The sequence below is a fragment of the Halobacillus sp. B23F22_1 genome, assembly GCF_043497005.1.
GTDB lineage: Bacteria > Bacillota > Bacilli > Bacillales > Halobacillaceae > Halobacillus_A.
Map to the genome: position 1 here is coordinate 714360 of NZ_JBIEKE010000002.1, position 19192 is coordinate 733551.

19 protein-coding genes are annotated in these 19192 nt (G+C 41.7%); 2 read left to right on the top strand and 17 right to left on the bottom strand.

Annotated features, from left to right (window positions below):
• Positions 1–59: 59 nt before the first annotated feature.
• The 7 genes from fabG to sdaAB all read right to left on the bottom strand — a co-directional run bounded on the left by fabG (position 60) and on the right by sdaAB (position 7084).
• Complete coding sequence (gene fabG, locus ACGTNH_RS11450; RefSeq protein WP_394586952.1) at positions 60–800, bottom strand: 3-oxoacyl-[acyl-carrier-protein] reductase; 741 nt, start codon at positions 798–800, stop codon at positions 60–62.
• Entirely contained in the window at positions 800–1741 is a 942-nt protein-coding gene (gene fabD, locus ACGTNH_RS11455; RefSeq protein ID WP_394586954.1) for an ACP S-malonyltransferase, read from the bottom strand. Before fabD ends, fabG begins: the two co-directional genes overlap by 1 nt.
• Positions 1738–2742: a phosphate acyltransferase PlsX gene (gene plsX / locus ACGTNH_RS11460; protein ID WP_394586956.1), complete on the bottom strand. Its 1005-nt coding sequence runs from the start codon at positions 2740–2742 to the stop codon at positions 1738–1740. The genes fabD and plsX overlap by 4 nt, the downstream gene beginning before the upstream one ends.
• Positions 2739–3320 carry a transcription factor FapR gene (gene fapR, locus ACGTNH_RS11465; protein ID WP_394586958.1) on the bottom strand — a complete coding sequence of 194 codons (582 nt, stop codon included), beginning with the start codon at positions 3318–3320 and terminating at the stop codon, positions 2739–2741. The genes plsX and fapR overlap by 4 nt, the downstream gene beginning before the upstream one ends.
• Before the next feature lie 127 nt (positions 3321–3447).
• Positions 3448–5493, bottom strand: coding sequence for an ATP-dependent DNA helicase RecG (gene recG / locus ACGTNH_RS11470; protein ID WP_394586959.1), 2046 nt, complete (start codon positions 5491–5493; stop codon positions 3448–3450).
• The gene (sdaAA, locus tag ACGTNH_RS11475; protein WP_394586960.1) at positions 5486–6367 is read right to left on the bottom strand and encodes an L-serine ammonia-lyase, iron-sulfur-dependent, subunit alpha; all 882 of its coding nucleotides are present in this window, start codon (positions 6365–6367) and stop codon (positions 5486–5488) included. The genes recG and sdaAA overlap by 8 nt, the downstream gene beginning before the upstream one ends.
• Before the next feature lie 54 nt (positions 6368–6421).
• Positions 6422–7084: an L-serine ammonia-lyase, iron-sulfur-dependent subunit beta gene (gene sdaAB / locus ACGTNH_RS11480; protein ID WP_394586961.1), complete on the bottom strand. Its 663-nt coding sequence runs from the start codon at positions 7082–7084 to the stop codon at positions 6422–6424.
• 383 nt (positions 7085–7467) lie between these two features.
• On the opposite strand from sdaAB, the gene ACGTNH_RS11485 reads away from it, so the two are divergent.
• On the top strand, positions 7468–8736 hold the full coding sequence (locus ACGTNH_RS11485; protein ID WP_394586962.1) for an NCS2 family permease: 1269 nt from the start codon (positions 7468–7470) through the stop codon (positions 8734–8736).
• A gap of 382 nt (positions 8737–9118) precedes the next feature.
• On the opposite strand, the gene fakA is transcribed toward ACGTNH_RS11485, so the two are convergent.
• Both fakA and ACGTNH_RS11495 read right to left on the bottom strand, forming a co-directional pair.
• Positions 9119–10783: a DAK2 domain-containing protein gene (gene fakA / locus ACGTNH_RS11490; protein WP_394586964.1), complete on the bottom strand. Its 1665-nt coding sequence runs from the start codon at positions 10781–10783 to the stop codon at positions 9119–9121.
• Positions 10784–10816: 33 nt separating this feature from the next.
• Complete coding sequence (locus ACGTNH_RS11495) at positions 10817–11179, bottom strand: Asp23/Gls24 family envelope stress response protein (RefSeq protein WP_394586965.1); 363 nt, start codon at positions 11177–11179, stop codon at positions 10817–10819.
• 232 nt (positions 11180–11411) lie between these two features.
• Between ACGTNH_RS11495 and rpmB the strand changes: the two genes are divergently transcribed.
• Positions 11412–11600 carry a 50S ribosomal protein L28 gene (gene rpmB, locus ACGTNH_RS11500; RefSeq protein WP_188376117.1) on the top strand — a complete coding sequence of 63 codons (189 nt, stop codon included), beginning with the start codon at positions 11412–11414 and terminating at the stop codon, positions 11598–11600.
• Between the two features lie 45 nt (positions 11601–11645).
• On the opposite strand, the gene spoVM is transcribed toward rpmB, so the two are convergent.
• From spoVM to fmt, 8 genes are all read right to left on the bottom strand, one after another.
• Positions 11646–11726 carry a stage V sporulation protein SpoVM gene (gene spoVM / locus ACGTNH_RS11505; protein ID WP_101843841.1) on the bottom strand — a complete coding sequence of 27 codons (81 nt, stop codon included), beginning with the start codon at positions 11724–11726 and terminating at the stop codon, positions 11646–11648.
• Between the two features lie 47 nt (positions 11727–11773).
• Positions 11774–12424: a thiamine diphosphokinase gene (locus tag ACGTNH_RS11510; RefSeq protein WP_394586967.1), complete on the bottom strand. Its 651-nt coding sequence runs from the start codon at positions 12422–12424 to the stop codon at positions 11774–11776.
• Between the two features lie 76 nt (positions 12425–12500).
• Entirely contained in the window at positions 12501–13142 is a 642-nt protein-coding gene (gene rpe / locus ACGTNH_RS11515; protein ID WP_394586969.1) for a ribulose-phosphate 3-epimerase, read from the bottom strand.
• Positions 13143–13145: 3 nt separating this feature from the next.
• Positions 13146–14027: a ribosome small subunit-dependent GTPase A gene (gene rsgA, locus ACGTNH_RS11520; RefSeq protein WP_394586971.1), complete on the bottom strand. Its 882-nt coding sequence runs from the start codon at positions 14025–14027 to the stop codon at positions 13146–13148.
• Between the two features lie 12 nt (positions 14028–14039).
• Positions 14040–16052, bottom strand: coding sequence for a Stk1 family PASTA domain-containing Ser/Thr kinase (gene pknB, locus ACGTNH_RS11525; RefSeq protein ID WP_394586973.1), 2013 nt, complete (start codon positions 16050–16052; stop codon positions 14040–14042).
• Complete coding sequence (locus ACGTNH_RS11530) at positions 16052–16810, bottom strand: Stp1/IreP family PP2C-type Ser/Thr phosphatase (RefSeq protein WP_394586974.1); 759 nt, start codon at positions 16808–16810, stop codon at positions 16052–16054. Before ACGTNH_RS11530 ends, pknB begins: the two co-directional genes overlap by 1 nt.
• A 77-nt stretch (positions 16811–16887) precedes the next feature.
• Positions 16888–18240, bottom strand: a complete 1353-nt coding sequence (gene rsmB / locus ACGTNH_RS11535; RefSeq protein WP_394586975.1) for a 16S rRNA (cytosine(967)-C(5))-methyltransferase RsmB — start codon at positions 18238–18240, stop codon at positions 16888–16890.
• Complete coding sequence (gene fmt / locus ACGTNH_RS11540) at positions 18233–19180, bottom strand: methionyl-tRNA formyltransferase (RefSeq protein WP_394586976.1); 948 nt, start codon at positions 19178–19180, stop codon at positions 18233–18235. Before fmt ends, rsmB begins: the two co-directional genes overlap by 8 nt.
• Positions 19181–19192 lie beyond the last annotated feature (12 nt).

The window sequence follows — 19192 nt, forward strand, 5'->3', positions numbered from 1 at the left end:
GGAACTTCACCTCCCTTCAATCATTATAGTAAATTTCAAAAAGGAAAACCAGACTAATTTTACATCACCATTCCGCCATCAACATGAATCGTTTGCCCAGTAATATAGCCAGCATCTTCAGTAGCTAAAAAGCGCACTACATTTGCAATGTCTGCTCCACTCCCAAGACGTCCAAGTGGTATCATAGCTAACATTTGTTCACGCTGTTCCTCTGTAAGCTCATCAGTCATATCTGTGGTGATATATCCCGGAGCCACTGCATTTACCGTAATATTACGAGAAGCCAGCTCTTTTGCATTCGATTTGGTCATGCCTATCACTCCAGCTTTGGCTGCAACATAGTTAGCTTGACCTGGATTTCCTGAAACGCCGACAATCGATGAAATATTAATAATTCGACCATATTTCTGCTTCATCATTTGACGTGTAACGCCTTTCGTACAAACAAACACACCTTTTAAGTTCGTATCGATGACGTCATCGAACTCTTCTTCTTTCATTCTCATTAACAAATTATCTCTCGTAATTCCTGCATTATTTACTAAAATATCAAGCTTTCCAAATTGGTCTACCACCTCTTTGACCATGCTTTTAACATCTTCTGAGCTGGAAACATTCGCTTGAACTTTAAAAGCTTCTCCGCCGTTCTCCTTAATTTCTTGAACGACTGCTTCAGCTTTTTCTTCACTGCCTGCATAATTGACAGCTACCTTAGCGCCTTTAGAGGCTAACTCAATCGCAATTGCACGTCCTATCCCACGGGATGCTCCTGTAACAAGGGCAACTTGTTCATTTAACATTATAAATCCTCCTTATACCATTCTAGGAAACTTTGCAGTGTTTCAGGATTTTGTACTGAGAATGTCTTCGTTCTTCTGTTAACCTTCTTCACTAAACCACTCAATACTTTCCCGTGACCTACTTCTACAATAGCATCCAGATCAGCTTCTACAAATTTTTCTAAAATCTCCTCGAACCGTACCGGAGAGTATAATTGTTTCACTAACAGCTCTTGAATATCTTCAGCCTTTTCTACAGGGTCAGCTGTAACATTAGCATATACAGGGCACGCTGAATGACTGATCTCTGCTTCTTCTAGTTTTGCTGCAAACTCTTCACTTGCAGGCTCCATTAGACGAGAATGAAAAGGACCGCTTACGTTTAACGGCAGTACTCTTTTGGCACCTGCCTCTTTTAATAATTCGGATGCCTTTTCTACACCCTGTGCTGTGCCGGAAATCACAATCTGTCCAGGGCAGTTGATATTCGCTAAATCCACTGGTTCATGATCACCTAAATCGGCCAGCACGTTTTCGATTTCCTCTTTTGCTAAACCAAGCACAGCTGCCATAGCCCCTTGTCCTGTCGGAACTGCTTCTTCCATCAACTTTCCTCTCGCATGAACGAGTTGAACAGCTTCTGTTGGCTGCAGTGATCCAGCAGCAACAAGCGCGCTGTACTCTCCTAGACTGTGCCCGGCTGTCATAACTGGAGAGACCCCTTCTTGTTCAAGTATCTTAGTTATTCCTACGCTGTTTAAAAGCAAAGCAGGCTGCGCATTTTCAGTCTTAGTCAAATGTTCACCTGGACCTTCAAACATTAAAGAAGTCAATGAATAACCCAGCGCCTCATCTGCTTGATCAAATAATTGTTTCACATCATCGTACGTTTCATACATTTCCTTCCCCATGCCAACCTCCTGAGAGCCCTGGCCTGGAAAGATATAAGCTACTTTTTTCATTCATCTCCACCTACCTTTTCAACTTCTTTAAGCGTCGTTTCGATCGTTGAAGTAACATCTTGTTCCACCATGTGACTGGCTTGTTTAATGGCATTGTAAATGGCACGGCCATTTGATGAACCGTGTGCTTTAATAACGGGAGCCGATAAACCAAATAATCCAGCCCCTCCATATTCTGAGTAATCGAGTTGATTTTTTAACTGTTTTAAATCATTTTTCACAAGAGCTGCTGCCAGCTTGGATTTAAAGTTTTTCATAAAAGTGGATTTAATCATTGAAAACATCGTTAATGCTGTACCTTCAATCGTCTTTAGCGCCACATTTCCTGTAAAACCATCCGTAACGACTACGTCTGCCACACCGTTTAGCAGGTCTCTTGATTCTACATTTCCAATAAAATGAATAGGGGCATCTGACATTAATTTAAATGCTTTTTTTGTTAGCTCACTGCCTTTGCCGTCTTCAGTGCCGACATTCAATAATCCTACTCGAGGAGAAGACAGCCCTCTAACCTTATTACTATAAATAGAACCGATTATCGCATATTGCAGCAAGTGCATCGCTTTTGCCTCCACATTTGCTCCCACATCGAGCATTAAAAAGCCTTTGCCATCTTCAGTTGGCAAAGTTGGACTAAGCGCCGGTCTTTCCACACCTTTTAGACGGCCCACACCGAATAATCCTGCACTCATCAATGCTCCAGTATTACCTGCAGAGATACACCCATCAGCTCTTCCTTCTTTTACTTCTTTCGTCATTAACACCATGGATGCTTGTTTTTTCCTTCGCACCGCGCGCACTGGTTCATCCTCAGCTGTAATAGCTTCAGTCGTATGTATAACACTAATTCGCTTGGAATCTTTTAAATAGGAGTTAATTTTCTCCTCATCTCCTATTAAAGTGATTTCAAGGTCTTTCATAGAAGATACGGCCTCCATAGCACCTTTCACGACCGCTTCCGGTGCATTGTCGCCTCCCATTGCATCTATTGCTAGCCTCATCCTTCATTCATCTCCTTAGGGTCATGTTCACGAAACATCTCAAATGACCCGGCAAATACTTCATCATTTTCTACATAGCTGTGTACATCCACAATCGTCCGTCCTTTTCGATCATCACCTTTTACGAATGCTTTCGCTACAACCCGCTCTCCTAGTTTGACAGGACGGTTAAATCGGATGCTTGATCCTGCAGTTAATGCCAGTTCCTCATTTATGACGGCGACAGCTAAAGAATTGGCCTGAGCAAACAAATGGTGGCCACGGGCAATATTATTCCTGGAAAACACATGCTCCGGTTTAATATCTAATATAGAAATGGCACGTTGATCTAGTTCCAGGTCTACTACTTCCCCAATCACCTCTTCAATCGGCAAAGCCTTAACCGTTTCATTCCATTCATGTGTAGCGACTGATTTTATCCGTTCACGCAATTCTGGAATGGATAACTCCATACGGTCCAAACGTATGGTCTGAATACTGACGCCAAAACGTTTGGCCAATTCTTCATCTGTAATAAAAGGTGTTTCTTTTATCGTGTCCTTTAGTTCACTTTGTCTAACTTGTTTGGATCGCTTCATCCTGTGTCCCACCGATCGTTTGTCACTGTTTTATGACTAGGTACTAACAGTAATATATAATACCTTATTTAATAACGCAAGGATGAGCATTAAAAAAGAAAATTGTGACTTAAGACCAGCATCCTCTTTAATCCAGCACTTGTCCTGCGATATGTTCATCCTGTTCTATAATTTGTTTCAGGGGACGGTATTCCTCATTCTTTTCCAATAAATCCTCTGATATGATAAAAGATGCATCCTGCCTCGCCGTTTCCAACGCTCGATAGTCATGTACCATATCACCGACTTTAAACTCAGGCATGCCGCTTTGCTTGCGGCCGAAAAAGTCACCTGGCCCTCTTAATTTCAAGTCCTGCTCTGACAGTTCAAAACCATCAGTTGTTTCCGTCATGATCCTCATCCGTTCTTTCCCCACATCTCCTTTAGGGTCAGCGAGTAAAATACAGTAACTCTGGTGCTCCCCCCTGCCTACTCGTCCTCTTAACTGATGCAATTGCGATAGTCCAAATCTCTCAGCATCATGAATGACCATTACAGTAGCGTTAGGAACATTGACCCCAACCTCTACTACAGTAGTGGACACCAGGATTTGAACATGGTTAGCAGCAAAATCCTGCATGACTTCTTCTTTTTCCTCATTCGCTAGTCTACCGTGCATTAGACCAACTTTGATCGCAGGTTCAAATACAGCCGAAATCTGGTTATATAAATCAATCGCATTTTGTATATCCAGCTTGTCCGATTCTTCTATCAATGGACAGATTACATAAGCCTGTTGACCCTGCTGAATCTGCTTTTGAATAAAAGCCAGTACTTTGTCGGTCATTTGGCCTTTGACCCAGTATGTCTCAATCGGCTTTCTGCCTGCAGGCATTTCATCAATAACAGAAACATCCATATCTCCAAAGGCAGTGATTGCGAGGGTGCGGGGAATTGGTGTCGCCGTCATGAAAAGAACATCCGGATGAAGACCTTTATCTCGCAGTATTCTTCGTTGGTTTACTCCAAAACGATGCTGTTCATCTACAATAACAAATCCTAAGCGGTTAAAATCCACTTCATCCTGAATTAAAGCATGCGTTCCTACGAGTAAATCAATCTCCCGTTCTTTAACATCGTTTAAGATCTGCTTCCTTTTCTTCCCTTTTATGGAACCTGTAAGAAGCGCAATTCGTATTCGATCTCCAAACATTTCTTTTAATGAAGCAGCATGTTGTTCCGCTAAAATTTCAGTAGGAACCATTAAGGCCGTCTGATGACCGGTCGTAATCGATGCATATAAAGCAATCGCGGCTACGGCTGTTTTACCAGAGCCTACATCCCCCTGTAAAAGTCGATTCATGCGGTAAGGGTTTTTCATATCTTTTAGTATTTCACTAAGCGCTCTTTTTTGAGCATTCGTTAATTCAAAAGGCAGCGATTGGACAAATTCAGTCAATCGCTCGTTATCATAATGTTGAGCATTTCCAGTCGTCGACTCTCGGTGCAGCTTTCTTAACAGCTGCATTTTTAACTGAAACAATAAAAACTCTTCATATATAAACCGACGCTTCGCATGTTTTAACAAAATCCGGCTTTCTGGATAATGCATTTGCTCAATCGCTTGCTGACGTTTGGGCAGCTTATATCTTAAGATCGTATCTTCCGGCAGAATTTCTTCTACTTCATGTAAGTAATCTTCAAGAGCTGCTTTTATCACTTTTCTTAAAGTAACAAGTGTCACACTTTCCTTTAAGGTGTAAACCGGCTGAATCGGTTCTTGACTCTCAGCCGACCCTTTTTTATACTGACTCACCGTAATCTGCAGACGGTGTTGATCCCATTTTCCAGTTACTGTAACCGTGTCGCCGGCATTTAATTGTTTCTTGGCAAAAGAGCGGTTAAACATAACCGCCTTAACAGCAAATTGATCGACTTGGAGTGACATCGTTAATCGTGATTTCTTCTTCCCGTAAAATTGAACGACTGGATCAGATATGAGCTGGCCCTCTATTGTTGCTTTTTCCTCATGCTGAAGTTCAGTGAGCGGCTTTACTTCGTAGGAATCATAGCGATAAGGAAAATAAAATAATAAATCATAAATGTTAAAAAGCCCAAGCTCATTTAAATGAGCTTGAAGCTTCTCTCCAATTCCTTTCACTTCACTAATGGGTAATTCTAATCTATTATTCATCAATCGGACTCCCGTAAATTTTTGCTTCCAGTTTCTTGCCGGTTAATGTGGCGGCAAGACCCCCCTGGGCAGTTTCTCTAAATGCTGTCGGCATCCTCTGCCCTACTTTATACATAGCGTCTATGACTTCATCACACGGAATACGACTTGTCACTCCTGCTAAAGCCATATCCGCAGCTACCACTGCATTCGAAGCTCCCATCGCATTCCGCTTCACACATGGAACTTCTACAAGGCCGGCAACAGGATCACAGATTAAACCCAGCATGTTCTTTAGTGTAATCGCCATAGCTTCTGCAGACTGAGCGGGTGAACCTCCTGCCATTTCAACGATGGCAGCGGCAGCCATACCTGCAGCAGACCCCACCTCAGCCTGACAGCCTCCGGCAGCTCCTGATATCGAGGCATTATTAGCTACGACAAATCCAAAAGCTCCCGAAGTGAATAAATAGCGAACCATTTGCTCTCGCGTCGGATTCAATTGGTTCTTAACTGCAAAAAGCGTTCCAGGCACACACCCGGCACTTCCGGCAGTAGGCGTTGCACATATGGTGCCCATAGCTGCATTCACTTCATTTGTTGCTACTGCCTTGCTCACTGCATCCATTAATAAATGACCGGACAATGGTTTTTTCTCCCGCATATAATTTTGAATTAAAACAGCATCGCCACCTGTTAGACCACTGTGAGATTGTACCCCTTTTAATCCGTCTTCAATCGCTTTTTCCATGACTTCTAAATTACGTTCCATTTGCGCAAAGATTTCTTCTCGAGTCAATTGCTTTACTTCCATCTCTTGACGAATCATCACTTCTGAGATAGAAATATTTTCTTTTTCAGCACGCTCTACTAATTCCGCAACATTTCTAAACACCAGCTTGCCCCTTTCCTTAGGTGGATTATTTTCCATTCATAAAGATCCACTAAATTAGTCGGAAATACGAGCCACTTGAGTAATATGGTCAGCTCGCTCTAGCTCATTTAATACGCTATCTTCAATAGTTTGATCGACTTCAATTACCATAAGCGCCTGCTCACCTTGCGCTTTTCTTGAAACCTCCATACGTCCAATATTGATTTCATGCCCTGCCAGAATGGAAGTAGCTGAAGCAATCGCTCCATAGCGATCATTATGAATAATGAGAATCGCTGGATGACTTCCTGAGAGACGCAGCTCGAACCCATTAAGTTCGGTGATTTCAGCTTTTCCGCCACCAATGGAAATACCCACAAGTTCTAATTCTCCTTCACTATCTCCAATAACTAGTTTAGCTGTATTTGGGTGATCTGTGTTTGCCTCTTCTTCATAAAAGTGGATAGCCATCTCTTTATGTTTGGCAATGTTTATTGAAGTACTTATACGTTTATCATCTGTTTCAAAATCTAATAATCCCCCAATAATTGCGACGTCTGTGCCATGTCCTTTATACGTTTGAGCAAACGAACCATATAAATGTACATGAGCGTACTTCGGTTCTCTGCCGAACAAATGTCTTGCTGCACGTCCAATCCTGGCAGCGCCGGCTGTATGTGAACTTGACGGCCCTATCATAACAGGCCCGATTATATCGAATACTGATCTATATTTCATACGGATCACCATCCTTGCTTTTGGTAAGTAAACGCTTTCTATATTTTCGTTTACCGATATTCATTTTACCATATTTCTTTAAATTTAGATTGAAATTTAACCAACCTCACAAAATCCTGTGCGTGAACAGCCGCACCTTTGACTCAGGGAAAAAATGAAGGAAATCTTATGGAACTTACAGGATGTTATTACTAAAGGCACAGCCCGAGAAAGCTCATCTTACTCCCATGGAAAGCGAACCTTTTGGTGTATTTTAAAAGGGAGGTGAAGAGATAAGGAAGAGTATTCTCTATTGATTATATTTAATAAAGGGGGTAAAATAAACACTTGTGGGTTATGAGATAACCGGGTGGGAGAGGGATAATTTCATAGAGGAGAATACGATGCTCAATCAGCATAATTCTCAACACAGTCTGCGCAAGGATTTGGTCGCTGGGATTATCGGATATTTCACTACGGTTTATATCGTAGCTGTAAATAGTCAAATCCTCCACGACGCCGGTCTTCCGTTAGAAAATGGAATGCTGGCAACCATTCTTGCCAGCGCTGTCGGCTGTTTAATCATGGCCATTTACGCGAATGCACCTATGGTCTTAATTCCAGGTATGGGAGTTAACGCCCTTTTTGCCTATTCGATTATCGAGGGAAAAGGAATGGAATTTCAAGAAGGGTTAGCCGTAGTAATCTTTGCCGCATTGATTTTTTTGATGACCGCCTATACTCCATTAGGAGATTGGTTAAAGCACGCCATTCCTGACGCATTAAAACATGCGATTACTGTCGGGCTCGGAATGTTTTTAACCTTAATAGGCCTAGAAAAAGGTGGCCTTGTCGTCAAAGGAGAACATTCTCTTATTACGTTAGGCGATCCATCATCTGCTATGGTGATCACCAGTCTACTCACCTTATTTATTGCTGTGTTCTTATTTGCCAAAAATGTGCCAGGTAACTTTTTAATTACAATGGTGATAGGCACAATTATTGCCCATTTCACCGGATTATTGAATGGACCCGGTAAAGGCATCTCAGCAAGTGAGCAAGAGTGGGTATTTATGCCTTCTTTCGGAGCCGTTACTGAATTTGGGTTTTGGATGGCTGTCTTTCCACTAGCCATCGTGCTCATTTTTGAAAACATGGGGCTTATTCACGGGCAGCTGGCCATGCTGAACCAGGGAGACAAGTTCAAAAAATCTTATCGTGCTTCAGCATTTTCAGCGTTAACATGTGGCTTCTTTGGAACTTCACCTACCGTTTCTTCAGCAGAAAGTGCAGCCGTTATTGCCTCAGAAGGTAAAACAGGGAAAGCAAGCTTAACGATGGCTGTCTTATTTTTGGCTACCATCTTCTTAACTCCTTGGATTTCTATGGTTCCTTCAACAGCAATCAGCCCGATTCTTATTATTGTTGGAGCTTTGATGGTGCAAAACATTAAAGACATTCCGCTAGATAACCTATCGGATGCAATGCCGGCATTCTTGATTATTGTGATGATTCCATTCACCTATTCAATTGCTGATGGAATGGCTTTTGGCTTTATCGCCTATCCAATTGTTAAGTTCGCCTTAGGGAAGCAAAGAGAGCTATCCGCTCCAGTCGTATTAATTGCCATGGTCTTTCTCGTTGAATTTATTATCCGATCCATCGGACACTAGAAAAGTGGAGATGTCCCGATAGAGACGACATGCATAAGCAGGATTCCGGAGTGAAGCGTATCTCCTTCACGAAGGGAGATTGCTTATGTCACGAGTGTCTGGACGTTGGAACTGGACACTAGAAATGTGGAGGCGAGCGGTAGGGCCTTACGCATAAGCAAAACGCTGAAGTGAAGCGATTTTTCTTCACAAAAGCGGGTTGCTTATGTCGCTAGGTCCTGCGAGCCGAAACTGGACACTAGAAATGTGGAGACGTCCCGAGAGTCTGGACGTCGCAACTGATGGTGAAATAGTTTCTTAAAATAAATAATCCGAACTGATTTCAATAGAATCGTTCGGATTATTTTATGCTTTATTCAGTTTTGTCCCAGCCTTGTTCTTTTTATTCTACAGCAAAGATATAGGAGTAGATCGGCTGACCGCCATGATGGATTTCCACCTCAAGATCTTCGAACTGCTCTTCTATATAAGCCTCCAGCTCATCAAGCTCTTCTTGTGTGACCTCTTCGCCGGTAATTATCGTAACAATTTCATCTTCATCTTCATCAATCATTTCTTTTAACAGCTTTCTAGCCGTTTCGAATTGACTTTGTTGAGTCGCTTTAATGTCCCCTTCTAAAATACCCATAAAGTGACCTTTTTCAATTGTCATTCCATCAATTTGAGTGTCACGGACCGCATACGTTACTTGCCCGCTTTTCACTTCTTTCATCAAGTTAGACATTTCCTCTTGGTTTGTTGTTATATCCGCTTCTGGATTGAAGCCAAGCAGGGCACTCATTCCTTGAGGGATTGTCTTGGAAGGAACAACCAAAGCGTCAACTTCCGCTAATTCTGCGGCTTGTTCCGCTGCCATTGTAATATTCTTATTATTAGGAAGGATAAGTACCTGCTTAGCATGTACTTGTGTAATAGCATCCGAAATGTCTTTTGTGCTTGGATTCATGGTTTGTCCACCCTGAATAACCACATTAGCTCCAAGACTTTCAAACAATTTTTTTATCCCGTCGCCCATGGCTACAGTCACAATGCCGTAGTCTGCCAGTTCTTTTGGCTTAGTAGAAGTCTTATCCCCCACAATAGACGTATGCTGTTCACGCATATTCTCAATCTTCATGTTAATTAGGCTGCCGTATCGCTGGCCTAACGTCATCGTATCTCCAGGATACTCAGCATGAATATGAACTTTAATTAGTTCTTCGTCTGAAACCACCAGGAGGGAATCTCCATGACGGCTTAACTCTTCGCGAAATTGCTCTTCGTCATAAGGATTTTCCTGCAGCTTTTCCTGTTCAAATTTAACCATGAACTCTGTGCAATAACCAAATTCAATATCTTCTGTATTCATAAAATCTTGTGCTGATTTATGATGTTCTGCATTTACCATTTCATCCATGGATACGGAAGAAGAAGTCATTTCAGGCATCTCTTCCCCTTTTAAATTGGCAAGAAATCCTTCATAAATAGTTAAAAGCCCCTGACCTCCACTATCCACTACGCCGACTTCTTTAAGTACGGGTAATAAATCAGGCGTCCTTTGAAGGGAGTCATGCGCAGCTTTTGTTACACCATCCATAAAAACAAGCACATCATCTTCTTGCTCTGCCAGTTTCTCAGCAGCTTCTGCTGATTCGCGAGCTACCGTTAAGATAGTCCCTTCTACAGGTTTCATAACGGCCTTATAAGCTGTTTTCACTCCACTTTGAAAAGCTTTAGCTAAATCTTTGGTTGTTAGCGCTTCCTTTTGTTCACACGCCTTGGAAAATCCTCTAAACAATTGGGAGAGTATAACCCCTGAGTTACCACGCGCTCCCATAAGCAGCCCTTTAGCAAGAGCTTGTCCTACTGCCCCTGCGTGATTTTCACTAATTTTCTTCACTTCTTCTGCACCAGACGTCATTGATAAATTCATATTTGTACCGGTATCCCCATCTGGGACGGGAAAAACGTTCAAGGCGTCAATCATTTGAGAATTGGCTTTTAAATGTTGAGCACCTTGTAACACCATCTCAGCTAGCTTAGTACCGTTTATCTCTCTTACTGTCACACTATTTTCCTCCTTTGACTACACCAGAGGCTCTTATTCGTTTGTAACTCTTACACCTTGAATATAGATGTTTACCGAGTTAACAGATAAGCCTACATTTTTGTTTAGAGCGTATTTCACTTGTGATTGAACGTTATGAGCTACTTCAGAAATTTTCGTTCCATAGCTTACAATGATATACATATCAATGTGTACGTGGCCTTCATCCTGTCTAACCACGACACCTTTTGAAAAATTTTCACGCCGCAGCATCTCGGCTAAACCGTCACGAAGCTGATTTTTAGATGCCATCCCTACGATGCCATAGCACTCAACAGCAGCTCCTCCGGCAATTGTGGAAATTACATCATTACTTATCGTAATATGACCATAGTTATTATGAAGATCAATAGACATAGGAATCCTCCTTTAAAATCGTCACCTTCGTGGACTTATTATAACACACAATAATAGCAGCTAACGCTGTGTGATCTATCGACACATTGACTCCTATTATACTTTGTAACAATTCATGTGATCTGTCAAGAGAAAATTCTTGATATTATTACCTCCTGTTTATTGCAATTGATAGCTCTGTATGGTACATTAATTAAGTATTTTAAGATGTATGTAACAGGAGGGATTCTACATGTCACGTAAATGTGTCGTATCAGGTCGTCGCACGAGCACTGGTAACAACCGTTCCCACGCGATGAACGCTAATAAACGTAAATTTAAAGCTAACGTGCAAAAAGTACGTATTCTAGTGGATGGTAAGCCTAAGAAAGTTTATGTATCTGCTCGTGATCTTAAATCAGGTAAAGTTCAACGCGTATAATCAAACGTCAAAAAAAGCACCCTCCTCTGGCGGGTGCTTTTTTTGTTAATCTTTTTTAAATGTTCCAATGACAGCCCGTACCATTCCTCCGAGAAAACGTGGGAGTTTAATCGTATAAAATTTCATGAGCGTCCTCCTCAACATATAAAGCTATGAGTGCCATAAAACCTCTATTAATTGATATCTTTACTTCTTATTACTAACAGTATGCCTTGACTAAAAGAAAAAGTACCTTCTTCTTCAATCAAATGATTTGAGATACATAGGGTAGACCCATAAGATAAGTGAGCATTTTCTAAAGGATAATAAAAGCCGTCCAGATTTAAATTCCAAATATCCAATGTTATTGGAACGAATGAAAGATAAGGGTAGTCTTCATTTCTTCTTATTGTATGCGACCCCTGGCCAAACAATTCCAACTGGTTCTGGTGATCATGAATTTGGGCCTTTATCCCGTAGTTCCATAAAGGATATAATGTTTGAATGTTAATGAGTGTATGATCCATCCTCCCACCCGTCACACCGAAAAATAGAATGTCTCTCGCTTCTTGTTCCCTTGCATAAAGAATCGCTAGCTCCAAGTCGGTTTCATCTTTCTCGTTGGGGTAGATTTTGAACTCATAAGCTGCCTTTTTAATCATTTCTAATGAATCAGCACTCACCGAATCAAAATCTCCTATAGCAGCTGTTAAAGGTAATCCAAATTCTACAATAACCTCCGCACCTTGATCCGCTCCAATCCAAACAATATCTTCATTTTTATACGTCGATAAATTAGGGATGTGCTTTTTAGGTCCTCCCCCAACAATCGCATACTTTGACATAGAAACCCTCCTTGCCTGGGAAATTTAAAAAAGAGACTCAGTAATAGTCTGACTATCCGAGCCTCTTTTGTACCTTTTATCTAATTGCTTCAATTGCTTTTTTACGATCTTTTTCGCTAAAAACAGCACTACCCGCAACAAGAACATCGGCTCCCGCTTTTGTGCAATCAACAGCCGTTTTTTCGTTGACCCCGCCGTCCACTTCTATTTCAAAAGTGTAATCGTACTCTTTTCTCCAAGCAGCAATCTGCTCAATTTTACTTAGGACTTCAGGAATAAATGCTTGACCTCCGAACCCTGGGTTTACCGTCATTAATAAAACCAAATCTACCTCTTGTAGTATAGGCCGGATCGATTCTGCAGGAGTAGCCGGGTTAATGACTACACCTGCCTTTACACCAAAACTCTTAATCAATTGAATAGTTCTGTGAAGGTGTGGACATGTTTCCTGATGTACGGTAAGAATATCGGCTCCTGCTTTTGCAAATTCTTCAATATATTGATCTGGATCTTCAATCATGAGATGTACATCCAGAGGCAGGGAAGTATGCGGACGGATGCTGTCTACTATTAGTGGTCCAATGGTTATGTTCGGTACAAAGTGTCCGTCCATAACATCTACATGAATATAGTCGGCGCCGCCTTCTTCCACTTCTTTAATTTCATTGGCAAGGTGCGCGAAATCAGACGCTAATATCGATGGTGCAATCTTTGTCATCCCTTAATACCTCGGCTTTCTATTTTTAATTTCTTCTACGAACTGTAAATAATGGTTATAGCGGTGGCCTGCTATACTTCCATTCTCTACTCCAGCTTTAACTGCACATTTAGGTTCTTTTACATGCAAACAGCCTCGAAATTTACAATCATCTTGCACGGCAACAAACTCTGGAAAACATTCACTGAGTTCCTCTAACTCCAGCTCTCCAAAGTCAAGTGAGCTGAAACCCGGAGTATCGGCGACAAGACCGCCGGCTATATTGTAAAGCTCTACGTGTCTGGTCGTATGCTTACCTCTCCCCAGGCTTTCAGAAATCTCGTTTGTTTCGATATCTAAAGCAGGATCTAAGAGATTAAGCAGAGATGATTTACCAACTCCGGATTGGCCGGCAATCACGGTCGTCTTATTTGCTAATTGATGTTCTATTTTATTTAATTTCTCTAGCTCTTCCATGGATGACAACAAGACAGGATAACCAATCGTTTCATATATTCGTTGATACTCCATGATCGAGGGAAGTTTTTCTTCGTCTAATTGATCCATCTTTGAAATGACAATAACAGGTTCGAGCCTTTTCGATTCGACAAGTACGAGAAAACGGTCAAGCAGTAACGGACTAAAATCCGGATTTACTGTAGATGCAACGATAAGTGCTTGGTCTACGTTGGCAATCGGAGGTCTGACCAATTCATTTTCTCGTTTTTCAATGGATAAGATATAACCTTCTTTTAAAGTTTCCGCCTGGAATTCAACGATGTCACCTACAAGGGGAGTAATTTTCTTTTTTCTAAATACTCCGCGGCCTCTGCACTGATAGATTATACCTTCGTGCAGCACATAGTAAAATCCGCTTAAGGCTTTTATAATCTTTCCTGTTGCCATTCATTCACCTACTTAATAAGGAACATTTTCTTCTTCAATTACTTCATCTTCTCTCACCACTTTGTAAGTGGCCTCGTTTTCTGGAGGAATTGTTAAATTGATTTCAATCGTTGTATCTTCTGTAATCGTTTCCTCACTGTATACTTCTGATATTCGATTGTTCATATCATCCACGTAAACGAGAACTTGCTGTTCCTCTTGTTCAGATTCTTCATCTAACGGAACATTGACCTCAATCGTTTCTTCTCGTGGCTGATCTTCCTCAGGACCCAATGAAACGACCAGGTTTACGGTAGACCCTTCGCTCACTTCGCTCAATGATTCAGGATCTTGACGAATAACTTCTCCTTCAGGAACTTCATCAGAATATTCTTCTGATACTGAAGCTTCCAGTCCGTTGTCACTTAGATAGCTGCGAGCCTCATCCTCTGTTTGACCTTCCAGCGGTCTTAAAGTCATCGTTGGCGGGCCGGTACTAATTTGAAAGATAACCCTCGTCTCATCGATGATAACTTCTTCTTGCGGCTGTGGTTGAATTTGTTCAATTATTTCGCCTGCTGGCCGATCATCCGAAGTCTGTTCAATGGCCAGCACACTTGAATAGCCTGCTTCCTCCAGCTCTTCTTTAACACGCTCATAAGGCTGCCCAACATAGTCTTCAAATCGCACGCGTTCTTTTCCTTTAGAAGAATAGAGCGTTACACGTGATTCTTCTTTTACTACTGATCCTGCTTCAGGATCGGACCTTATAACCAGCCCTTCACTTACGTCGTCTGAGAAGACAGCTTGACGTTGAACTTCCAGGTTTAAATCAGAGAGTTCACTATAGGCTTCTTCATATTCCATTCCTTCAACATCGATCATTTCCACATCATCAGGCTCAAGCAAAGCGGGAACAATAAGCAAAGCTGCAATGCCCATAGATAATAAAACAAAAAAGATGATCGTCAGCCACATTAACCACCTTTTCTTTTTCTTCGGTTTTTTAGGCTTTTTTGTTTTCTTTTTCTTCTTCTCGTTATTAATCGCCGCTTCTTTTTTCGTTTCTTCTAAAGCTTTTCCATCAAATTGCTGGGTTGCATCATGAACGATTGTAGCATCCTCATCTTCATCTCCGAAACTATCGTCTGTAATGACAGGGATGGCTTTTGTTTTTTCTTGATCTTCTTCATTTGGGATCTTAAACTCCTCTTCATCTAATCGATGAGGCTCTAAGGCTGTATCTAAGTCTTGTTCCATTTCAAATACAGACTCGTAACGATAAAAAGGATCTTTCGTCGTCGCTTTTAATACGACGTTTTCTACACTCTGCGGCAGATCAGGGGCCCATCTTTTTAAAGAAGGCGTATCATGCTGCAAGTGTTTCAACGCAATGGATACTGGAGACTGTCCAGAAAAGGGCAGCCTGCCTGTTAAAAGTTCGAACATTACAATTCCTAATGAGTAAATGTCCGACTTTTTCGTTGCCATTCCTCCTCGAGCTTGTTCCGGTGATAAATAATGAACAGAACCTAAGACGGAGTTGGTTTGCGTCAGTGCTGTTGCACTCAACGCCATAGCAATACCAAAATCCGTTACTTTTACGTGACCATAATGATCTATTAAAATATTTTGAGGTTTAATATCCCTGTGGACGATTTCATTATCATGGGCATGAGTAATCGCTGAAGTTACTTGCCTCATAATATCGATGGCCTCTGCTGTTTCTATCGGGCTCTTCTGCTGTATATATTGCTTAAGAGTCATCCCATCGACGTATTCCATAGCCATGAAATAGATGTCCTCTTCCTCCCCAACGTCATAAATATTAACAATATTAGGGTGGGATAAACTTGTTGCCGATTGAGCTTCTCTGTGAAACCTTGCTATAAACTCTTCATCGTTTCCATATTCTAACCGTAGTACTTTAATCGCGACTTCGCGATCCAGAATGGTATCATGGGCGAGATAAACATTGGCCATCCCTCCTCCGCCGATCATTTCATTTACCTGATAACGATCGTTGAGGAGACGATTATTTAACATTAATCAACACCCTCTTTCATCGAGGTGTTACTATGATGAACCACGGCCAGCGTAATATTATCTTCGCCTCCACGTTCATTAGCTAAATCGATGAAGGACTGACAAAATTCTTCCCATTCTCCGTTAAACTCTGCTAACTTACTTAATTCAGTTTCGTATACTTTATTTGTTAACCCATCCGAACATAAGAGCAATCGGTCGTCTTTTTCAAATTCCAACGTCATAATATCAGGAGATATATTTTCGTCCGTTCCAAGTGCTTTTAGTAAAACGTTTTTTCTTGGATGCGTCTCAGCTTGCTCTTCTGAAATTTGGCCCGAGCGAACTAGCTCGTTTACCAGCGAATGATCCTCCGTCACTCGTTTAAAGCCATCTATGTTGGCCAAATAGACGCGACTATCACCAATATGACCGATGGTCGTAAATTGCTCACTGCATAAAGCGACGACCACAGTTGTACCCATTCCTCTGCACTCTTCATGCTCTTCCGAATGACTTAGAATTTTACGGTTTACTTCGAAAATTGCATCAAGCATCCAATATTCAGCATCTTCCGGATGCTGAATATGTTCCGTTTTTTCCCATTTTTTATGTAACGCGGAAACAGCCAGCTGACTAGCAACATCACCAGCCCGATGGCCTCCCATTCCGTCCGCTACGACGGCGAGCAGTTGACCGTTTTCATGATGAAAAACGCCTCCTGCATCTTCATTATGATTACGAACTTTTCCTTGGTCTGATAAAAAGCTACCCCTCATGGTCTTCACCTCATCTCTTCCAAAAACGCTCATTAGCGCATAATGTCATTCATTTTTATAATAAAGAATGGTCAAGTCTATTTTGCGCGTTTCACCATTCGTGTTAAAAAGAAGCCATCTGTATCCCATTGTTGGGGAAAAATCTGTAACCCATACTCGCTAAGGCCCATTGAATCACGTAAAAATTCAGGGAGGTCTTCTTTAAATGCTGGATCGAGCTCAAAATCTTTGTTCTGTTCTAGAAAATTCTTTATGGCTTCCTCATTTTCGTGCTGATCTATCGTACACGTGCTATATAAAAACTTACCACCAACTTTAAGCAGTGGAGCAAGACTGCTAAGCAAGTCATCCTGAATGCGGCGAAGATCAAATATATCTTGTTCTTGCTTATGATACTTAATATCAGGTTTTCCCCGCAGTACGCCAAGACCTGAGCAGGGTGCATCTAGTAAAATACGGTCGAACGATTCTCTCTGGTGGATTTCTCCAAGTTTACGGGAATCGGCCTGGGCAGCTTGAATGGAATTCAACTGAAGCAATTTAGCTTTTTCATCAACTAACTTTGCTTTTTTCTTATGCAGATCATAAGCGATCACTTTCCCGTTATCTTCTAACTTTTCAGCTATGTGAGTCGTTTTTCCTCCGGGTGCACTACAGGCATCCAGTATTAATAATCCAGGTGCTAAATCCATCATTTCGGCAGTCAGCATTGAGCTTTGATCTTGGACAGTAACCTGTCCTTTCTTAAACAATGGGTCAGATAAAATATTGCCTTCTGTAATCAAAAACCCTTGAGTGGAGAATCGACTTATTTCCGTCTGGATACCTCTGGATTTCAACTCCGTCATAGCTGCCTCTCTGGAAATTCTAAGGGGCTGGGTTCTTACAGACATAGGTAAATGTCTAAGGTTCTGAAAACATATCCCTTTTGTAACTTCCATTCCATACTGCTTCACCCACCGGTTAACGAGCCATCTCGGATGACTTGTCTCAACCGATAATTTTTCAACTGGGTCCTTAATATCTTCAACGTCTTGTACGCCATTACGCTGTACATTCCGTAATATGCCGTTCACCAGGCTGGATATTCCTTTATGTGCTTTTTTCTTAGAAATTTCTACAGCCTCGTGGATTACAGCATGGTCAGGGACTCTTTCTAAATAACGCATCTGGTAAACAGACATGTAGAGCAGCCATTTTACCCAGGGCTTGAGCTTTTTCTGTTTTTTAAGGTAGGGGTGGATTTCATATTCAATCTTCATTTTGTTTTGAAGTGTTCCATACACAATTTCCGTTAAAAGGGCTCCGTCTTTAGCACTTAAATGCCGTTTCCCCATTTCCTGATCAAGTAAGACGTGGCTGTATCCACCTTGCTCACCAACTCGCGTTAACAATTCTAATGCCGTTTCCCTTAGTTGATACTTAGCCATGTTGCTCCCCCAGTCGATCGCCAATCTGCATGGACTGACCAGAACCAATTAAAAAAGCCTGGCCATTCATTCTTTTTTTCCCTGAAGGTTGAAGGTCAGTAACTTTAATCGCTTTACGATCACCTGTCACAACGAGCATACCGTCTGGATGGAATTCAACTACCGTTCCAGGCTGATAATCGAACCTTCCCTCAACTTTTTCGCCCCACCACAGCTTTAATGGTTTTCCATTCCAGTATGTAAAAGCCACAGGCCATGGATGCATGCCGCGGATGTGGTTATAAACAGCCTGCTGATTATTGGTCCAATCGATCTTCTCTTGTTCACGTTTAATATTTGACGCAAAAGTAGCTTGACTATCGTCCTGCTTTTTAGGTGTGAGCTCTCCAGCTACTAACGAAGGAAGGGTCTCGATTAATAAGTTTGAACCAGCTTTGGATAATTTATCATGCAGCGTACCCACATGGTCATGATCCTCAATTGGCACTTTCACTTGAGTTAATATATCGCCAGCATCCAGCTTTTTCACCATATACATAATGGTTACCCCTGTCTCTTTTTTACCTTGGATAATGGAATAATGGATAGGGGCGCCGCCGCGCAGTTCTGGTAAAAGCGATGCATGAACATTAATACATCCATGTGGAGGTGCTTGCAAGAGTTCTTCCGGTAAAATCTGACCAAATGCAGCTGTTACGATTAGGTCGGGTTCAAACTGTAGAACTTCCTCATATTCTTCTTTAATCTTTTCAGGCTGTACTACTGGAATCCCAAGTCTAGTTGCTGCTTGTTTAACAGGAGGAGGAGTTAACGTTTTCTTTCTGCCTTTCGGCCGGTCTGGCTGTGTTACGACGACTACTACTTCATAGTTGTGCTCGACTAATTGTTCAAGCACGGGGACAGCGAAATCTGGTGTTCCCATAAATGCGATTTTTGTCATGTTGTTGAACTC